Raw genomic sequence first — 16,091 nt, 5'->3', positions numbered from 1 at the left:
CGGGAGTTGAACAACGCGCGGATCAATCGACGGTTCGTCACGGCGGCGCCTTCGGTGCCGATCACGGTCCTTGCGCCGCCGTCGGCCGGGCGGGTAGCTTGACGATCGATCCCGGCCCGTCGAAAGGCGAATTCGGCTGCCCGGCCGGTGATTTCCCGTACGCCGTGGTCGGCCGGAGGCGGTCCGGCGAACAATCCGTACCGATTTCCCTTTTCCCTGGCCGGTTCCGCATGGCCGGGGGGACCACGCTCCGCCGCCGGCGCGCGGTTGTTCGCCGCCGTATCCGCGTTTCCCTAAAACCGTGTCACTAAACCTGCGTCAAGGGGGAGTCATGTCCAATTCGGCCCGTCCGGTCCACAGCTGGGACGAGTTCACCACACTGCGGGAGGTCGTAGTCGGCAGCGCCGTCGGCGCCCGGCTTCCCGAGCAGACCGAGCCGTCTTCCTGGCTGTCCTGCTTCCCGAAGACCAGCGCCGCCGACCTCGCCTCGATCCAGGTCGGCCCCTACTCGCAGCAGGTCGTGGAGGAGACCGAGGAGGACCTGGACGCGCTGGTGGCCACCCTGCGCGGCCTCGGCGTCACCGTCCACCAGCCCGAAGCGATCGACCACGCGGCCGAGTTCGCCTCCCCGCTCTGGAAGGCCGACGGCGGCTTCCACTCCTACTGCCCCCGGGACCTGACCCTGGTGGTCGGCGAGACGGTGATCGAGGTCGCGAGCCCTATGCGGCAGCGCTACTTCGAGGTCTTCGGGCTGCGCGGACTCTTCCAGGACTACCTGCGCCGCGGCGCGCGCTGGCTGGCCGCCCCCCGGCCGCAGCTGACGGACGCGCTCTTCGAGTACGACGCGGACGGACTCCCGCTGCTGGGCGAGGCCGAGCCGGTCTTCGACGCCGCGAACGTGCTGCGGCTCGGCCGGGACGTGTTCTACCAGGTCTCCCGCAGCGGGAACGAACTCGGCCTGCAGTGGCTCGAATCCACCCTCGGCCTGCTCGGCGACGGCGGCCTGAGGCTGCACCCGCTGCGCGACATCTACGGCTACACCCACATCGACAGCACCATCGCCCTGCTGCGGCCCGGGCTGGTGCTGCTCAACCCGGAGCGGATCAGCCCGGAGACCGTCCCGGAGCCGCTGCGGGGCTGGGACATCCTGTGGTGCCCGCCGGCCGAGCCCTCCGGCGACCTGCCCGAGCACGCGCTCAGCGAGAGCTGGATCAGCATGAACCTGCTGATGGTCTCCCCGGACACGGCGATCGTCGAGTCGGGCCAGGAGAGCCTGATCAAGCTGCTGGAGCACTCCGGAATCACCGTCCTGCCGCACCGGCTGCGGCACTCCCGGGTGCTCGGGGGCGGCTTCCACTGCGTCACCCTGGACATCCGGCGCGACGGCGGGCTGGAGGACTACCTGTCCTGACACGCGCGGGGGCCGTCCCGGTCGGCGGCCGCGAGCCGTCGGCCGGGCCCGCCCGTGGAGCGGTCATCGACGCGATCCACCGGCGGCCGGCGGATCGCGTCGATGACCCGCAGCGCCCAGTCCACCGGCCGTTCGTGGGCGAGGAGCGCGGACAGCCGTGCCATGCGGGTGCGGCGCTCGCCCGGGGTGGCGTCGAGGGCGCGGGCGAGGACGGAGCTGAGGTCCTCGGGCGAGCGGGGATCGGTGAGCAGGGCCGCGTCTCCGAACTGGGTGGCGGCGCCGGTGTGCCGGGAGAGCACCAGCACGCCCGGCCCGCGGTCACGGTGCCCGGGGAGAGCGGCCCGGGCGGCTCGGGCGGCTTGGGCGGCCACGAACTCCTTGGCCGTGAGGTTCATGCCGTCCTGGAGCGAGGTCACCCAGAACACGTCCGCCGCCAGGTACTCGTCGACGACCTCGGCGAAGGCAAGGGCATGGGAGCGGTAGTCGACCGGCTGCCAACTTCCGTTCCGCCAGGTGTCGTTCACCGCGTCGATGCGTCTTTCGAGCAGGGCCCGGGTGGTGTCGTAGGCGGTGATCCCCGGTTCGGGCGGCGGGCAGACCAGCCGGAAGGTGAGCCGGCCGCGCAGGTCGGGCCGGTCGGCGAGCAGCCGGTCCAGCGCGTCCACCTTCTGGACCGGCGCCTTGACGTAGTCGAGGCGTTCGACCGAGACGACGAGCCGGCCTTCCGCCGACCGGACCGTGGGCGGCCGGGAGCGGGCCAGGGCCTCGATGGCCGGGCGGTCGATCCCCAGCGGATGCACGCCGAGCCGGGGTGTGGACGGCAGGCCGGCCGAGGACAGGACGTCCCGGAAGTGCTCGGCGAAGGCGGCGGTGTGGAACCCCGCCCAGTCCAGGCGGCCGAGCGAGGCGCGTAGTTCCGCCGCGACGGGCAGGGCGGCGAAGACGTCCGCCGGTGGGAAGGGCGTGTGGTGGAACAGCCCGACGTGCAGATCGGGCCGGGTGGCGTGCAGGAGCCCGGGCACCAGCCACAGGTTGTAGTCGTGCAGCCAGACGGTCGCGCCGGGAGCGGCCTCGGCGCCGATGCGCTCGGCGAAGCGGGCGTTCACCGCACGGTAGGCGGCCCAGGTCTGCGCGTCGTGGACGGAGCGGTGCGGTTCGGACATCAGCACCGGCCACAGGGTGTCCTTGCACGCCTGGTGGAAGTACGCGCTCCACTCGGTCGTGCTGACCGGGACGAGGGACAGCGGGAGCCCGTGGCGCCGTTCACCGGCGGTGCCACCGGGAGCGGTGCCACCAGCAGCCGTGTCGCCGGCGCCGGGCCGGGCGGCGACCCAGGTGCCCGGCAGCCCGTCGGTGAAGGCACTGGTCAAGGTCGGGAGGATGCCGTTGGGGCTGGCCGTCGGCCGGGCGGCCGGGTCCGTCCGGCGCGGGTCCGTCCGGCGCGGAGACGGGGGCGGGCGGTGGTAGCCCACCACGAGGGAGTGCCGGCGCCCGGTGCGGCGGGCGGCGGGTGTCACCCAGCCGAGCGCGAGCAGTGCCGCCAGGATGCCGCCCGCACCGCGCCGGTGCGCCCGGTGGACGAGCGGGTCGGCGCCGACCGCGGCGCTCAGGGCGGGTTCGGCACCGGCGACGATCACCCCGTGGGTACCCTGCCGGAACAGTGACAGGTCGTTGAGCGAGTCGCCGGCCACCAGGATCGACTCCGCCGGCCAGGCCAGCTTGTCCGCCAGGGCCCGCAGCGCGCTGCCCTTGGAGACACCCGGTGGCAGGACGTCGAAGTAGCGGTCCCCGGAGTACACCCAGGCGCAGCCCAGTGACTCCACCGCCGCGGTCAGCTCGCCCGTCAGCCCCTGCGGCGGCAGGTGGAACGAGCAGCGGCCGTCCTGCGCCACCTCGTGCTGGTAGTCGAGCGTGCGGAAGCGGGCCAGCGCGGCGCGTACCCGCTCCGCGCCCGGCCAGCCGGTGCGCATCTGCTCCTGCAGCGGCTCCACGGTGGACAGGTCGGTGCCGTCGAGGACGGTCGCGCCGACGTCCGCGATGATCCACCGGGGCGGCGGCACCAGAGCGTCGCGCAGGACCTCGCGGACCGAGGCCGCGCCGCGGCCCGTGGCGAAGACCACCGTCACCTCGGGGTGGCGGGCCAGGACCTCCCGTAATCGGCGCCGGTCGTCGGTTCCGCCGCCGAGCAAGGTGCCGTCCAGATCGGTGACCAGAATCCTCGACATCCGACGGACGCTAACACGATCACCGGGCGTGGTGAAGTGTTCACTTCAGCCGAAGCGGGCGGCGCAGGCCAGGGTGGACCGGATCCGCGAAGTACGGTCCGGCGCCGAGGACTTCAGCCGGGAGCGGGAGCCCGGCCCGGCCGAGCGGGAGGAACGTGGTGGACCGGACGCTGGAGGTGAACCGGTCGACTGGGGAGGCCCGAAGGCGTGTGCCGTCACGGCGGCCGTCCGGTAGCCGGTGAGCAGTTCTGCGCGGAACCGGCGACCGTGAGGGCGGCACTAGACTTCCGCCATGCTCAAAGCTGACCGAACCGCCCGGATACTCGCGCACATCACCGAGGCGGGCAGCGCCGACGTGCACGGGCTGGCCGGGCTCCTCCGGGTGTCCCCGGCCACCGTCCGGCGCGACCTGCAGGAGTTGCACGACCAGGGGCTGCTGCACCGCACCCGCGGCGGCGCCGTGACCGGGGCCGTCAACCTCGAACTGCCGCTGCGGCACAAGCACGGGAAGCGCCAGGCGGAGAAGCGGCGGATCGCCCTGGCGGCCGACCGGCTGGTGCCGGACGGCGCGGTGGTGGGCTTGACGGGCGGCACGACGACGAGCGAGCTGGCCCGGGTGCTGGCGGAGCGCGGCGGGATCACCATCGTCACCAACGCCGTCAACATCGCGGCCGACCTCATCGTCCGGCCGGACATCCGCCTGGTGGTGGTGGGCGGCCTGGCCCGGACCACGAGCTACGAGCTGGTGGGGCCGGCCGCCGACCGGATGCTCGCCCAGTACCACCTGGACATCGCCTTCATCGGGGTGGACGGCCTGACCGCCCAGGAGGGCTGCACCACGCACGACGAGATGGAGGCCCAGACGGACCGGGCGTTCCTGCGCAGCAGCGCGCGGTCGGTCGTCCTGGCGGACAGCACCAAGATCGGCCGGGTCACCTTCGCGAGGATCTGTCCGCTCGCCGAGGTCGACGACCTCGTCACCGACGGCGAGGCCACCACGGCGCAGGAGACGGCGGTGGCCGCCTGCGGAGTGCGGGTCCTGCGCGTCTGAATCCCGCCGAACCGTACCCACTGGAAAGCCCGGCCGGGCCGCCCCGGCCGGGCTTTCTGGTGCACCACCCGTTGACATGAACTGTCAGAGGCAGGAAGCTCTTTCGGAACTGCTCAAAACCAGCTTTCTTCAAGCAACTTGGATCAGCGAATCAAGCGCGTACGAAGGCGGTAACTGCGGTGAACAAACCTGTGCTGGCCCTCGCCACGGTGTGCGCCCTCGGTGCACTCACCCTTACGGCCTGCAGCAGCGGCGGTGGCAGCGGGAGCGACGACGGCGGGTCCGGCTCCGGCCGAAAGGTGACGCTCAGACTGGTCGCCGCCGACTACGGCGACAAGGACGCCAACAGCTCGAAGGCCTACTGGAAGGGCGTCACCTCCGCCTTCACGGCGGCCCATCCCGACATCACGGTCGACGTCCAGGTGGTCAACTGGAACGACATCGACAAGCAGGTCAAGACGATGATCCAGAGCGGCAACGTCCCGGACGTCCTGCAGACCGGCGGCTACGCCGACAAGGTCGCCGACGACCTCCTCTACAAGGCCGAGGACGTGCTGTCCGCCGACACCCGCGCCGACTTCATCGACAGCCTCGCCCAGGCCGGCCGCGTCAACGGCGTGCAGTACGGCATCCCGTTCGTCTCCTCGGCCCGCGCCTTCTTCTACAACAAGGAGGTCTTCCAGCAGGCCGGCCTCACCCAGCCGCCCACCACCTGGGAGGAGGTGCGCGCGGACGCCCAGCTCATCAAGGCCAAGGTGCCCGGGGTCACCCCGTACGCGCTGCCGCTCGGCCCGGAGGAGGCCCAGGGCGAGAGCATGCTCTGGGAGCTCGGGAACGGCGGCGGCCCCACCGGCAAGGACGGCACCTACACCATCGACAGCCAGGCCAACGTCGACACCTTCCGCTGGCTCAGGGCCAACCTCGTCGACCCGGGCCTGACCTACGCCAACCCGGCCACCACCGACCGCAAGACCGCGTTCGCCGACTTCGCCGCCGGCAAGGCCGCCATGCTCAACGGGCACCCCTCGCTGATCACGATGGCCCGGGACGGCAAGGTCGACTACGGCGTCGCGCCCGTCCCCGGCAAGGCCGGCCCGCTCCCGTCCACCCTCGGCGTGGCCGACTGGATGATGGCCTTCAAGAAGAACGGGCACCGCGACCAGATCCGCACCTTCCTCGACTTCGTCTACACCAAGGACAACACGCTCCGGTTCTACGAGACCTACAACCTGATGCCGGTCACCCAGGACGCCCTCCAGGACATGACCGCCGGCGGGAAGCACAAGGACCTCGAACCGTTCTTCGCCCTGCTGCCGCACGCCTCCTTCTACCCGCTCGGCGACACCAGTTGGGACGCGGTCTCGGCCGAGCTGAAGAAGTCCGTCGGCAGCGCCGTGGCCGGCGACCCGGCCAAGGTACTCGGCGACCTGCAGAAGAAGGCCCAGGACGCCGTCGCCAACAAGTAGCCACGCCACGCCCCCAGCGCAGCCACGCCCCCAGCGCAGTCATGCCCACAGGGCAGCCACGCCCCCAGTCGGCCGTCGTCGTCGTGCCCCGCGAAAGGCACCCGCAGTGACCCTCAACTCCCGTGCGCCGCAGGCGGCCAGGCCTCGCCGGCGCGCGCCCGCCCGCCCGCGCCGCCCCGGCGGACTCGGACCGCTGCCGTGGATCGCCCCGGCCCTCCTGCTGATCGTCCTCGTCGTCCTGTGGCCCGTGTACGAGATGGTCCGCACCTCGTTCCTGCGCGTCAGCACCAGCGGCTTCGTCCGCGGCTCGGCCGGGTTGGACAAGTACCGCAAGCTCTTCGACGAGGCCGACCTCGGCCACGTGCTGCTCTCCACCGTGCTCTGGACCGTCGCCGTGGTCGGTCTGACGATGGTGCTCTCGCTCGGCCTGGCCCAGCTGTTCGACCAGCGTTTCCCCGGCCGCAGGTTCGCCCGCTGGGCCCTGATCGCGCCCTGGGCCGCGTCCGTCCTGATGACCGCCATCGGATTCCGGTGGATGCTCGACCGGACCGCCGGCGTGCTCAACACCGCGATGACGGACCTCGGCCTCGTCGACGGGCCCCGCGACTGGCTCGGCGATCCCGCGACGGCCTGGCCCTGGATGGTGGCCGTCGCGGTCTTCGTCTCGCTGCCGTTCACCACCTACACCCTGCTCGCCGGCCTGCAGACCGTCCCCGGCGAGCTGTACGAGGCGGCGCGGGTGGACGGCGCCTCCCGGTGGCAGACCTACCTGAGGATCACCCTGCCGCTGCTGCGCCCGGCCTTCCTGGTCGGCCTGGTGATCAACCTGATCAACGTCTTCAACTCCTTCCCCGTCATCTGGGGCATGACCCAGGGCGGCCCGAGCAGCGACACGGCCACCACCACGGTGTTCATGTACCAGCTGAAGAGCTCCGACATCGGCGAGTCCGCGGCCATGTCGGTGGTCAACTTCGCCCTGGTCGTGGTCATGGTCCTGGTCTTCCTCAAGGTCAGCCGATGGACGAGCCGGGAGGAGAGGTGACGAGGCAGGTGACGAGGCACCGGACCGGGCGGGGCATCCGCCCGCGCACCCTGGTGGTCGCCGCACTGGCCTGGCTGCTGGCCGCGGTGTTCCTGCTGCCGTACCTGGAGATGGCCGTCACGGCGCTGCGCCCGGCCGACGAACTGCGCGACGCGAGCTACCTGCCGCGGCACTTCGCCTGGTCCAACTTCGTCGACGTGTGGCGCGACTCCACGCTCGGTGCCAACCTGCGGGTCACCCTGCTGGTCGCCGGCGGCTCCACCCTGCTGGTGCTGCTGGTCGCGCTGCCCGCCGCGTACCACACCGCGCGCGTCCGCTACCGGGGGCGCCGGCTCTTCCTGCTGCTGGTCCTGGTCACCCAGATGTTCCAGCCGACCTCGCTGCTGGTGGGCCTGTACCGCGAGTTCTACCGGCTGGACATGCTCAACTCGGTCTGGACGCTGATCCTCTGCAACTCCGCCTTCAACCTGGCCTTCGCCGTCTGGATCCTCACCGCCTACATCGGCTCGATCCCGGTCGAGCTGGAGGAGGCCGCCATGATCGACGGGCTCGGCCGGCTCGGGGCACTGTGCCGGGTGGTCCTGCCGCTGGCCATGCCCGGCGTGGTCACCGCGCTGGTCTTCACCTTCATCGCGGCCTGGAACGAGTTCGTGATGGGCCTGACCCTGTCCACGGCGCCCGAGCGCCAGCCCCTCACCGTCGGGATCAACAGCTTCATCGGCAACTACACCGTGGAGTGGAACTACCTCTTCGCCGGCTCGGTCGTCGCCATCGTGCCGGTCGTGGTGCTGTTCGCCCTCATCGAGCGCCGGGTGGTCTCCGGACTGACCGCCGGATCGGTCAAGTAGCGGCGGCTGCCGCCCGGTCGACCCGTACGGCCACCCCCATCCGAAGGAGCCGCCGCATGACCTCCCACACCGCCGCCGAGATCGCCTCCCAGCCCGCGTGCTGGCGCCGCGCCGCCGCGTCCCTGCCCCGGTACGCCGACGTCCTGCCCCGCCGCGGCGAGCGGGTCGCCGTCACCGGGTGCGGCACCTCCTGGTTCATGGCCCAGGCCTACGCGGCGCTGCGCGAGAGCGGCGGCCACGGCGAGACGGACGCCTTCGCCGCCTCGGAGTTCCCCCACGGGCGCGGCTACGACCGGGTGCTCGCCATCTCCCGCTCCGGCACCACCACCGAGGTACTGGACCTGCTCGCCCGCGCCCGCACGGCGGGGGTGCCCACCGGCGCCCTCACCGCCGATCCGGGCACGCCGGTCATGGCACTGGCCGACACCGTCGCCGTGCTGGACTTCGCCGACGAGCGCTCGGTCGTGCAGACCCGCTTCGCGACCACCGTACTGGCCCTGCTCCGGGCCCAGTTGGAGGCCGACGGCGCGCTCGCGGCGGGAGTGCGCCCGCTCGCCCGGGCGGTGCGCGACGCCGAACGGGCCGTCGCGAAGCCGCTGCCCGCCGCAGTGAGCGGCGCCGAGCAGTTCACCTTCCTCGGCCGGGGCTGGACGTACGGGCTGGCGCTGGAGGCCGGGCTGAAGCTGCGCGAGGCGGCCGGGGCCTGGACCGAGGCGTACCCGGCCATGGAGTACCGGCACGGGCCGATCGCCATCGCCGCGCCCGGCCGGGTCGCCTGGGCCTTCGGCCCGCTGCCCGCCGGGCTCACCGAGGACATCGCCCGGGCCGGCGGCCTGCTCGTCGCCGGGTCCGGCGACGCCGCGACGGACCTGGACCCGCTGGCCGACCTGGTCCGGGCCCAGCGGCTGGCCGTCGCGGTCGCCGACGCGCGCGGCTGCGACCCGGACCGGCCGCGCCACCTCACCCGCTCCGTCGTCCTGCGCGACCACCACGGCTGAGAACGCGCCCCGGACCCGCCCCGCCCCGGCGCCGCCTGCTGCTCCTCGCCCGCCAGCCACCCAGCTCTCGACCGGAGGCACCACCGTGCGCTTACGACGACCCGAACCCCACCGGACCCGGACCCGGCTCCGACTCCGCCGACCCCGATTCCGCCGGGCCGCCCTCGCCGTGGCCCTGAGCAGCATCACCGCCCTCGCCGGGCCCGCCCTGCCCGCCCGGGCCGCGACCCCCGGCTCCGCCGTCCTCGACCAGGGCCACCAGAGCGTCACCTGGCAGAGCCCGCAGTACGCCAAGGGCACCCTCGGCGACCCCGCCTCCTGCCCGCCGGCCGCGCAGGATCCGGGCGGCGCGGTCTGCGACCACTTCGACCTGACCGTGAACGTGCCGGCCGGCTACTGGGACGACAACCCGGAGGGCGGCGTCCCGGTCTCCGTCCGCTGGCAGAACCCCACCGACGACTTCGACCTCTACATCTACGACGCCGCCGGCAAACAGGTGGCCGGCAGCGCGGGCACCGCCGACCCGGAGGCTACGGTGATCCCGAAGGCCTCGGGCAGCTACCGCGTCCTGGTCGTCCCCTACGACGTCCACGGCGGCTCGTACACCGGCACGGCCTACCTGCCGCAGACCGCCGACGCGGGCGACCTGACCTCCTTCAGCGGCTCCCAGGGCAGCTACGACGTCTCCGCCGGCACGCTGAAGGCCAAGGTCGACTTCCTCGCCGACGACCAGCTGCGCCTGCGCGCTGCCCCGGACGGCGTCCTCACCGACCCGGCGGGCAGCACGATCATCCGCACGCAGCCCGAGCCCCAGCGCGACACCAGCACCTTCGACGCCGGCGCGTACTACGGCATCCGCTCCAAGGGCCTGGTGCTGCGGGTCTACAAGCACCCCCTGCGGTTCGGCCTGTACAAGGCCGACGACCGCACCGCCCTGTGGCAGGAGGACGCCCCGCTGCGCTGGAGCACCAGCGGACTGCGGCAGAGCCTGGTGCGCGGCGCCGACGAGCAGTTCTTCGGCGGCGGCGAGCAGAACGGCTCCTTCTCGCACCGCGACCAGACCATCCACGTCGCCAACAGCTTCGACTGGAACGAGGGCGGCTACAACAACTCCCAGCCGTTCTACGTCTCCACCGCCGGCTACGGCGTCCTCCGGAACACCTTCGCGCCCGGGATCTACGACTTCGGCTCGCCCGTCCGTACGGGACAGCAGGAACGCCGCCTGGACGCCTACTACTTCACCGGTGACGTCAAGTCGGTGATCGGCCGGTACACCGCCCTGGTCGGCAAGCCCTTCATGCCTCCCGTCTACGGCCTGGAGCCCGGCGACTCCGACTGCTACCTGCACAACGCCAACCGCGGCGAGCGCCACACCCTGGACGCGCTGAAGGTCGCCGACGGCTACGTCCAGCAGCAGATGCCGCTGGGCTGGATGCTGGTCAACGACGGCTACGGCTGCGGCTACGAGAACCTCGCGCAGACCGGCCAGGGTCTGCGCAAGGACCACGCCCAGCTCGGCCTCTGGACCCAGAACGGCCTGCCCGACCAGGCCGCCGAGGTGAAGGCCGGCGTCCGGGTGCGCAAGCTCGACGTGGCCTGGGTCGGCAACGGCTACGACTTCGCGCTGAACGCCTGCGACCAGGCCAAGGCCGGCATCGAGGACAGCAGCGACGCCCGCGGCTTCGTCTGGCTGCCGGTCTCCTGGGCCGGCGCGCAGCGCTGCGGCGTGCTGTGGAGCGGCGACCAGAGCCTGTCCTGGGACTACATCCGCTGGCAGATCCCGACCTACGCCGGCGCCACCATGTCCGGCATCGCCTACGACACCGGCGACGTCGGCTCGATCTTCCGCCGCGACCCGAAGATGTACACCCGCGACCTGCAGTGGAAGGCCTTCCTCCCGGCGATCATGACCATGGACGGCTGGGCGAAGGACATGACGGGCAAGCAGCAGCGCGACCAGCAGCCCTGGCTGGACGGCGAGCCGTACACCTCGATCAACCGCAAGTACCTGCAGCTCAAGGAGCGGCTGCTGCCGTACATGTACGGCCTGTCCGCGGAGGCCACCCGCACCGGCATCGGCGCGGTCCGCCCGCTCGCCCTGGAGTACCCGCACGACACCGACGCCCTCGGGCCGAACGCGAAGTACGAGTTCCTGGCCGGGCCCGACTTCCTGGTCGCACCGGTCTACTCGGACACCAGCGTGCGCGACGGCATCTACCTGCCCGAGGGCACCTGGACCGACTACTGGACCGGTCGCACCTACCAGGGCCCGACCACCGTCAACGGCTACTCCGCCTCGCTCGACACCCTGCCGCTGTTCGTCCGCGGCGGTGCGATCGTGCCGATGTGGCCCAAGGGCACACTCTCCTGGGAGAACCGGGACCGCTCCGAACTCGACTACGACCTCTACCCGCAGGCGAACGGCGACTCCTCCTACACCCTGTACGAGGACGACGGCGTCACCCGGCAGTTCATCGCCGGGTCCTCGGCCACCCAGCAGGTCGACGTGCACACCAACCGGGCCGTCACCACCGTCGACGTCGGTGCCAGCGAGGGCAGTTACGCCGGCAAGCCGGCCGAGCGGGGCTACCGCTTCACCGTGCACGGCCGCCCCGCCCCGCGCCTGGTGGTCACCGACGACGGCCCGCTGCCCCGGCTCGACTCGGCGGCCGCACTCGACGCGGCCGGCTCGGGCTGGTACTACGACGCTGCGACCGGGGTGACGCAGATCCGCACGCCGTCCCTGCCCACTGACGACAGCTTCTCGCTGCGTCTGATCCACGGCGGCAACTGACCGCGACCCGACCGGTACCGAAGCCGCACGCGGGGCTCCCTCCCGGGGTCCCGCGTGGGCGGCCCGCCCGGGGCCGTGGCCCCTCGGGCCGGGTGACCGGGTGCGGCGGGCGTCGTTGATCAGCGCGCCCGCCTCTCCACCAGAGAGCGTGAACCGGCGTGCCAGCGTGTCGCGGGCACGGCGTGGGGACGTTCACGATTCGTAAGGCCCGGCGCGCCGGTTCCGTCGCCGTCCGTTCCTACAGTTGCCGGGAGCTTGTTCCCGAGAAGAGAGGTGGACTGCGATGACGGTCGACCAGGACGTCCTGCCGAGCGCCGAGGTGGGCGTGATCGGTGGCTCCGGGCTGTACGCGCTGCTGGACGACGTGACCGAGGTGCGGGTGGACACCCCGTACGGGGCGCCGAGCGACGCGCTGTTCGTGGGGGAGGTGGCCGGGCGCCGGGTCGCGTTCCTGCCCCGGCACGGGCGCGGCCACGGGCTGCCGCCGCACCGCATCAACTACCGGGCCAACCTGTGGGCGCTGCACAGTCTGGGCGTGCGGCAGGTGCTGGCGCCGTGTGCGGTGGGCGGGCTGCGGCCGGAGTACGGGCCGGGCACGCTGCTGGTGCCGGACCAGTTCGTCGACCGGACGTCGGGGCGGGTGCAGACCTTCTACGACGGGCTGCCGCTGCCGGACGGCACCGTCCCCGGGGTGGTGCACGTGTCGATGGCCGACCCGTACTGCCCGGTCGGGCGGCACGCGGCGATGGACGCGGCCCACGACGCGGCCTGGGAGCCGGTGGACGGCGGCACCCTGGTGGTGATCGAGGGGCCGCGGTTCTCCACCCGCGCCGAATCCCGCTGGTTCACCGCCAACGGCTGGTCGGTGGTCGGCATGACCGGCCACCCCGAGGCGGTGCTGGCCCGTGAACTCGGGCTCTGCTACACCTCGGTGGCCCTGGTCACGGACCTCGACGCGGGGGTGGAGAGCGGGGAGGGCGTCACCCACGCCGAGGTGCTGAAGGTCTTCGCCCGCAACGTGGACCGGCTGCGCACCGTGCTGTTCAAGGCACTGGAGCGGCTGCCGGCGGTGCGCGAGTGCCCGTGCGGTCACGCCCTGGACGGTCTCACGACGGGTCTTCCCGGGGTGACCGGCGCCTGACGGCCCGGTCCCGGTGTCTGACGGCCCGGTTCCGGCGCCCGGCGGCCCGGTCCCGGTGCCGCCACCGTCCGGCGAGCGCGACCAGCAGCGCGACACCGGCGGTGGCGGCCAGCACCAGCAGCCAGTTGCGCAGGTAGGGCAGTGGCAGCACCGACGGGTTGCCGTGGTCGTCGTCGGCGCGCAGGACGGCCGGCAGGCCGACGGCGGTGACGGCCGCCGCGACGACCAGCCAGCCGCGCAGCACGAGCCCGCGCACCAGGGACGAGCCGAGCAGGCACACCAGCGGCACCCACAGCCCGTCGTGGATCACCAGCCCGCCGAACGCCCAGACCAGGACCTCCACCGGGTCGGTGATGTACGGGTCGCCGAGCAGCCCGTACAGGCCGTAGCCGATCACGGCGAGGCCGGCGGCCAGGAGCAGAGCCCGGCGCCCGGCGGTCATGCGATCACCTCGATGCGCGTGACCCACTTGGTCTGCAGGACGCCGGGCCGGTTCGGCGCGATGACGCGGGCGGGGAATCCGTGGTCCGCTGCCAGGACGTCGCCGTTGACCCGCAGGGCGAGCAGGCTGAGCGGATCGTCGACGTACGGTGCGGGCATCTCCATCACCCGGTACGGCCCCTCGGCCTCCAGCGAGGTGACCCGTACCGCCGAGCCGGGCGGGGCTCCGGCCCGCCGCACCAGTTCGGAGAGCCGGACCCCGGTCCACCGGGCCACGGCGCTCCAGCCCTCCACGCAGGAGATGGGCAACTCGACCGAGTGCTGCGGGAGTTCGGCGAGTTCGGGGAGGGTGAGCTGGTACGGCCGCGGCCCGTCCACCCGGAGCTGCCAGTCGGCGGGCACCGTGACCGTTCCGGCCTGGGCGGCGGTGCGGTTCACCGGTAGGCCCTGGGGGCCGAGGTCGGGGCGGCGCGGGGCCAGCAGGTCCACGGCGCGCAGCCAGGGCACGCTCTGTCCCGCGGTGACGAGGGTGACGGCACCGACGGCGGCGGTGGTCGTCGTGAGGAACGCGCGGCGCTGCGCCAGGACCGGAGCGGCCCGGCGCCACCAGTGCGCGCCGATGAGCGGCGCCTTGACGGCCAGGTGGACCAGCAGTCCGCCGGTGGCCAGCCAGCCCAGCCAGAAGTGGGTCTGCCGGAACGGGAACGGCCACGGGTACCACTGAAGGGTGTTCAGCAGGCCGGTGAACAGCTCCAGCAGGACGGCCGCCACGAGGAGTGCGATGCCGAGCCGCTCCAGGGCGTGCAGCACGCTGCGCGCCGGCGGCCACTCGAACAGCCGGGGGTAGACCGCCCAGAGCTTCGCGCCGGCCAGCGGGATCGCGGCCAGGCCGCTGATCACGTGCAGGCCCTGGGTGACCCGGTAGCCGTTCACCGGCCGTGCGGGCAGGTGCGGTGCGAGCCAGCCGGGCGGGTCCTGGAGCAGATGGCTGGTCAGGCCGGTCAGAAAGCAGACCAGGAGGGCCGCGCCCAGCCAGCGGCCGATGACGACCACGGTCCGCGGCTCGTGCAGGGCTGAGGTGAAAGCCCCCTGCCGGAACGGCCCGCGACGCAGGAACGCCGGGGGAGCGGGCAGCGGCGGGTCGTGGCGGCGGCGGGGGGCGGGAGCGCCGGAGTCGGCGGGTTCGGTTGCCATCCGCCCATCGAAGCGCCTCGGCACGTCCCGCCGGAGCTCCGACGTGCTTACGGATTCCGAACGGCGGCCTCGCCGGCGGGGCCGGGGAGGCGGGCCGGTGGGAGGGTGGGCGGCGTGACCTCCCGTACCGTCCTGCCCTGCCTCCTCGCTCTCGCCGCCCTGGCGACCGCCCTCGCGCTGACCGTCGCCCGCGCCGGTGCCCTCCCGCTCCCCGGCTGGTACGTCCTCGACGTCGCCCTCTTCGTCGTCGCGGTGCTGCTGCTGCGCGAGGTGCCCGGCGGGCAGGTCGTGCCGCTGGTCCTGGCCGGCTCCGCCGCCGTGGCCGCCGTCGGGCTGCTCGCCCCGCCGCGCACCAGCGACGACGCCTACCGTTACGTCTGGGACGGCCGGGTGCAGGCGGCCGGGATCTCGCCGTACGCCCACACCCCGGACGATCCGGCGCTGGCGCGGTTGCGCGATCCGGGACTCTTCCCGGTGGGAGACGGGTGCGCGGGCTGGGACGAGCGACTCACCACGGCAGGGGACTGCACCCGGATCAACCGGCCGGCCGTGCACACCGTCTACCCGCCGGTGGCGCAGGCGTGGTTCGTCGCGGTGCACCCGTTCGGCGGCGGGATCCGCGGGGTACAGGCCGGCGGGGCGGTACTGGCGGTGGCGACCACCGGACTCCTGCTGACGGTGGGCCGGGAGAAGTGGCGGGCCGCGCTGTGGGGGTGGTTCCCGGGCGTGACGGTGTGGGCCGTCAACGACGCGCACGTGGACACGCTCGGTGTGCTGCTCACGGTCGCCGGGCTGGGCTGCGCGGTGCGGGCCCGAGAGGTGCGGGGCCGAGCCGTCCGGGGCGGGCTCCTCCTGGGCGGCGCGGTCGCGGCCAAGCTGCTGCCGGCCCTCGCCCTCCCGGGTGCGTTGTCGGGTCTGCTCGCCCGGCGTCCGACCCGCAACGACGTCCTGCTCCTCGGATCCGCGCTCGGTGCCTTCGCGCTGTCCTACCTGCCGTACGTGGTGGCCTCGGGCACCTCCGTCCTGGGCTACCTGCCGGGCTACCTGCGGGAGGAGGGCTACGAGCAGGGGCACATCGACCGGTTCGGACTGCTGCGGCTGGTGCTGCCCGACCGCCTCCTGCCCTGGGCGGCGGCCGTGGTCCTCACGGTGGTGGTGGTCGAGGTCCTGCGCCGGGGCGACCCGAGCCGGCCGTGGGCCGGGGCGCTGCTGGTGACGGGCACGGCGCTGCTGCTCGTCGCGCCCTCCTACCCGTGGTACGGGCTGCTCGTGGTCGCCATGGCCGCACTCGACGGCCGCTGGGAGTGGCTGGCCGTCCCGGCCGCGGGGCAGGCGCTCTACCTGACGGGAGGCCAGGAGGCGCAGCAGCTCTCGTACGGAACGGCGCTGTGCGTCGTCCTCCTGGTCCCGCTGCTGCGCCGGCGCCGCACGGGACGGGCGGCCGTGGCGGTGGGCGCCGAGGAGTGACGGAAGTACGCCT

Annotated in this window: 12 protein-coding genes; 9 read left to right on the top strand and 3 right to left on the bottom strand. The window is 73.0% G+C overall.

The window, feature by feature from the left end:
- Positions 1-331 precede the first annotated feature (331 nt).
- On the top strand, positions 332-1,411 hold the full coding sequence (locus tag ACIBEC_RS21020) for an inosamine-phosphate amidinotransferase 1 (protein ID WP_360501301.1): 1,080 nt from the start codon (positions 332-334) through the stop codon (positions 1,409-1,411).
- On the opposite strand, the gene ACIBEC_RS21015 is transcribed toward ACIBEC_RS21020, so the two are convergent.
- Positions 1,399-3,636 (bottom strand): HAD-IIB family hydrolase, encoded by a 2,238-nt coding sequence (locus tag ACIBEC_RS21015; RefSeq protein ID WP_360501304.1) that lies wholly within the window; start codon positions 3,634-3,636, stop codon positions 1,399-1,401. The two genes, ACIBEC_RS21020 and ACIBEC_RS21015, sit on opposite strands and share 13 nt — an antisense overlap.
- Before the next feature lie 292 nt (positions 3,637-3,928).
- Here ACIBEC_RS21015 and ACIBEC_RS21010 point away from each other — a divergent pair, with 292 nt between their 5' ends.
- From ACIBEC_RS21010 to ACIBEC_RS20980, 7 genes are all read left to right on the top strand, one after another.
- On the top strand, positions 3,929-4,687 hold the full coding sequence (locus ACIBEC_RS21010; RefSeq protein WP_360501307.1) for a DeoR/GlpR family DNA-binding transcription regulator: 759 nt from the start codon (positions 3,929-3,931) through the stop codon (positions 4,685-4,687).
- Between the two features lie 179 nt (positions 4,688-4,866).
- On the top strand, positions 4,867-6,153 hold the full coding sequence (locus ACIBEC_RS21005; RefSeq protein ID WP_360501309.1) for an extracellular solute-binding protein: 1,287 nt from the start codon (positions 4,867-4,869) through the stop codon (positions 6,151-6,153).
- A 106-nt stretch (positions 6,154-6,259) separates the two neighbouring features.
- Positions 6,260-7,195: a sugar ABC transporter permease gene (locus ACIBEC_RS21000; protein ID WP_360501311.1), complete on the top strand. Its 936-nt coding sequence runs from the start codon at positions 6,260-6,262 to the stop codon at positions 7,193-7,195.
- The gene (locus tag ACIBEC_RS20995) at positions 7,171-8,043 is read left to right on the top strand and encodes a carbohydrate ABC transporter permease (RefSeq protein WP_396288258.1); all 873 of its coding nucleotides are present in this window, start codon (positions 7,171-7,173) and stop codon (positions 8,041-8,043) included. Before ACIBEC_RS21000 ends, ACIBEC_RS20995 begins: the two co-directional genes overlap by 25 nt.
- A 56-nt stretch (positions 8,044-8,099) precedes the next feature.
- On the top strand, positions 8,100-9,041 hold the full coding sequence (locus ACIBEC_RS20990) for an SIS domain-containing protein (protein WP_360501317.1): 942 nt from the start codon (positions 8,100-8,102) through the stop codon (positions 9,039-9,041).
- A 169-nt stretch (positions 9,042-9,210) separates the two neighbouring features.
- Entirely contained in the window at positions 9,211-11,835 is a 2,625-nt protein-coding gene (locus ACIBEC_RS20985; protein WP_396288255.1) for a TIM-barrel domain-containing protein, read from the top strand.
- A gap of 283 nt (positions 11,836-12,118) precedes the next feature.
- Positions 12,119-12,976: an S-methyl-5'-thioadenosine phosphorylase gene (locus ACIBEC_RS20980; protein ID WP_360501320.1), complete on the top strand. Its 858-nt coding sequence runs from the start codon at positions 12,119-12,121 to the stop codon at positions 12,974-12,976.
- Here the strand turns inward: ACIBEC_RS20980 and ACIBEC_RS20975 are convergent.
- Positions 12,942-13,418, bottom strand: a complete 477-nt coding sequence (locus ACIBEC_RS20975) for a hypothetical protein (protein WP_360501323.1) — start codon at positions 13,416-13,418, stop codon at positions 12,942-12,944. The genes ACIBEC_RS20980 and ACIBEC_RS20975 overlap by 35 nt on opposite strands.
- Positions 13,415-14,611, bottom strand: coding sequence for a molybdopterin-dependent oxidoreductase (locus ACIBEC_RS20970; protein WP_360501326.1), 1,197 nt, complete (start codon positions 14,609-14,611; stop codon positions 13,415-13,417). Before ACIBEC_RS20970 ends, ACIBEC_RS20975 begins: the two co-directional genes overlap by 4 nt.
- A 114-nt stretch (positions 14,612-14,725) precedes the next feature.
- Here ACIBEC_RS20970 and ACIBEC_RS20965 point away from each other — a divergent pair, with 114 nt between their 5' ends.
- The gene (locus ACIBEC_RS20965) at positions 14,726-16,078 is read left to right on the top strand and encodes a glycosyltransferase 87 family protein (protein WP_360501329.1); all 1,353 of its coding nucleotides are present in this window, start codon (positions 14,726-14,728) and stop codon (positions 16,076-16,078) included.
- Positions 16,079-16,091 lie beyond the last annotated feature (13 nt).

Origin of the sequence: Kitasatospora sp. NPDC051164 (assembly GCF_044455625.1) — a bacterium.
Classification (GTDB): Bacteria; Actinomycetota; Actinomycetes; order Streptomycetales; family Streptomycetaceae; genus Kitasatospora.
This window is presented reverse-complemented; position numbering and strand designations above follow the sequence as displayed.

What these genes read in the sequence shown, in the direction of transcription:
- ACIBEC_RS21020 (WP_360501301.1), top strand. Translation starts at nt 332, where the DNA reads ATGTCCAATTCGGCCCGTCCGGTCCACAGCTGGGACGAGTTCACCACA.
- ACIBEC_RS21015 (WP_360501304.1), bottom strand. Translation starts at nt 3,636, where the DNA reads ATGTCGAGGATTCTGGTCACCGATCTGGACGGCACCTTGCTCGGCGGC.
- ACIBEC_RS21010 (WP_360501307.1), top strand. Translation starts at nt 3,929, where the DNA reads ATGCTCAAAGCTGACCGAACCGCCCGGATACTCGCGCACATCACCGAG.
- ACIBEC_RS20995 (WP_396288258.1), top strand. Translation starts at nt 7,171, where the DNA reads ATGGACGAGCCGGGAGGAGAGGTGACGAGGCAGGTGACGAGGCACCGG.
- ACIBEC_RS20990 (WP_360501317.1), top strand. Translation starts at nt 8,100, where the DNA reads ATGACCTCCCACACCGCCGCCGAGATCGCCTCCCAGCCCGCGTGCTGG.
- ACIBEC_RS20980 (WP_360501320.1), top strand. Translation starts at nt 12,119, where the DNA reads ATGACGGTCGACCAGGACGTCCTGCCGAGCGCCGAGGTGGGCGTGATC.
- ACIBEC_RS20975 (WP_360501323.1), bottom strand. Translation starts at nt 13,418, where the DNA reads ATGACCGCCGGGCGCCGGGCTCTGCTCCTGGCCGCCGGCCTCGCCGTG.
- ACIBEC_RS20970 (WP_360501326.1), bottom strand. Translation starts at nt 14,611, where the DNA reads ATGGCAACCGAACCCGCCGACTCCGGCGCTCCCGCCCCCCGCCGCCGC.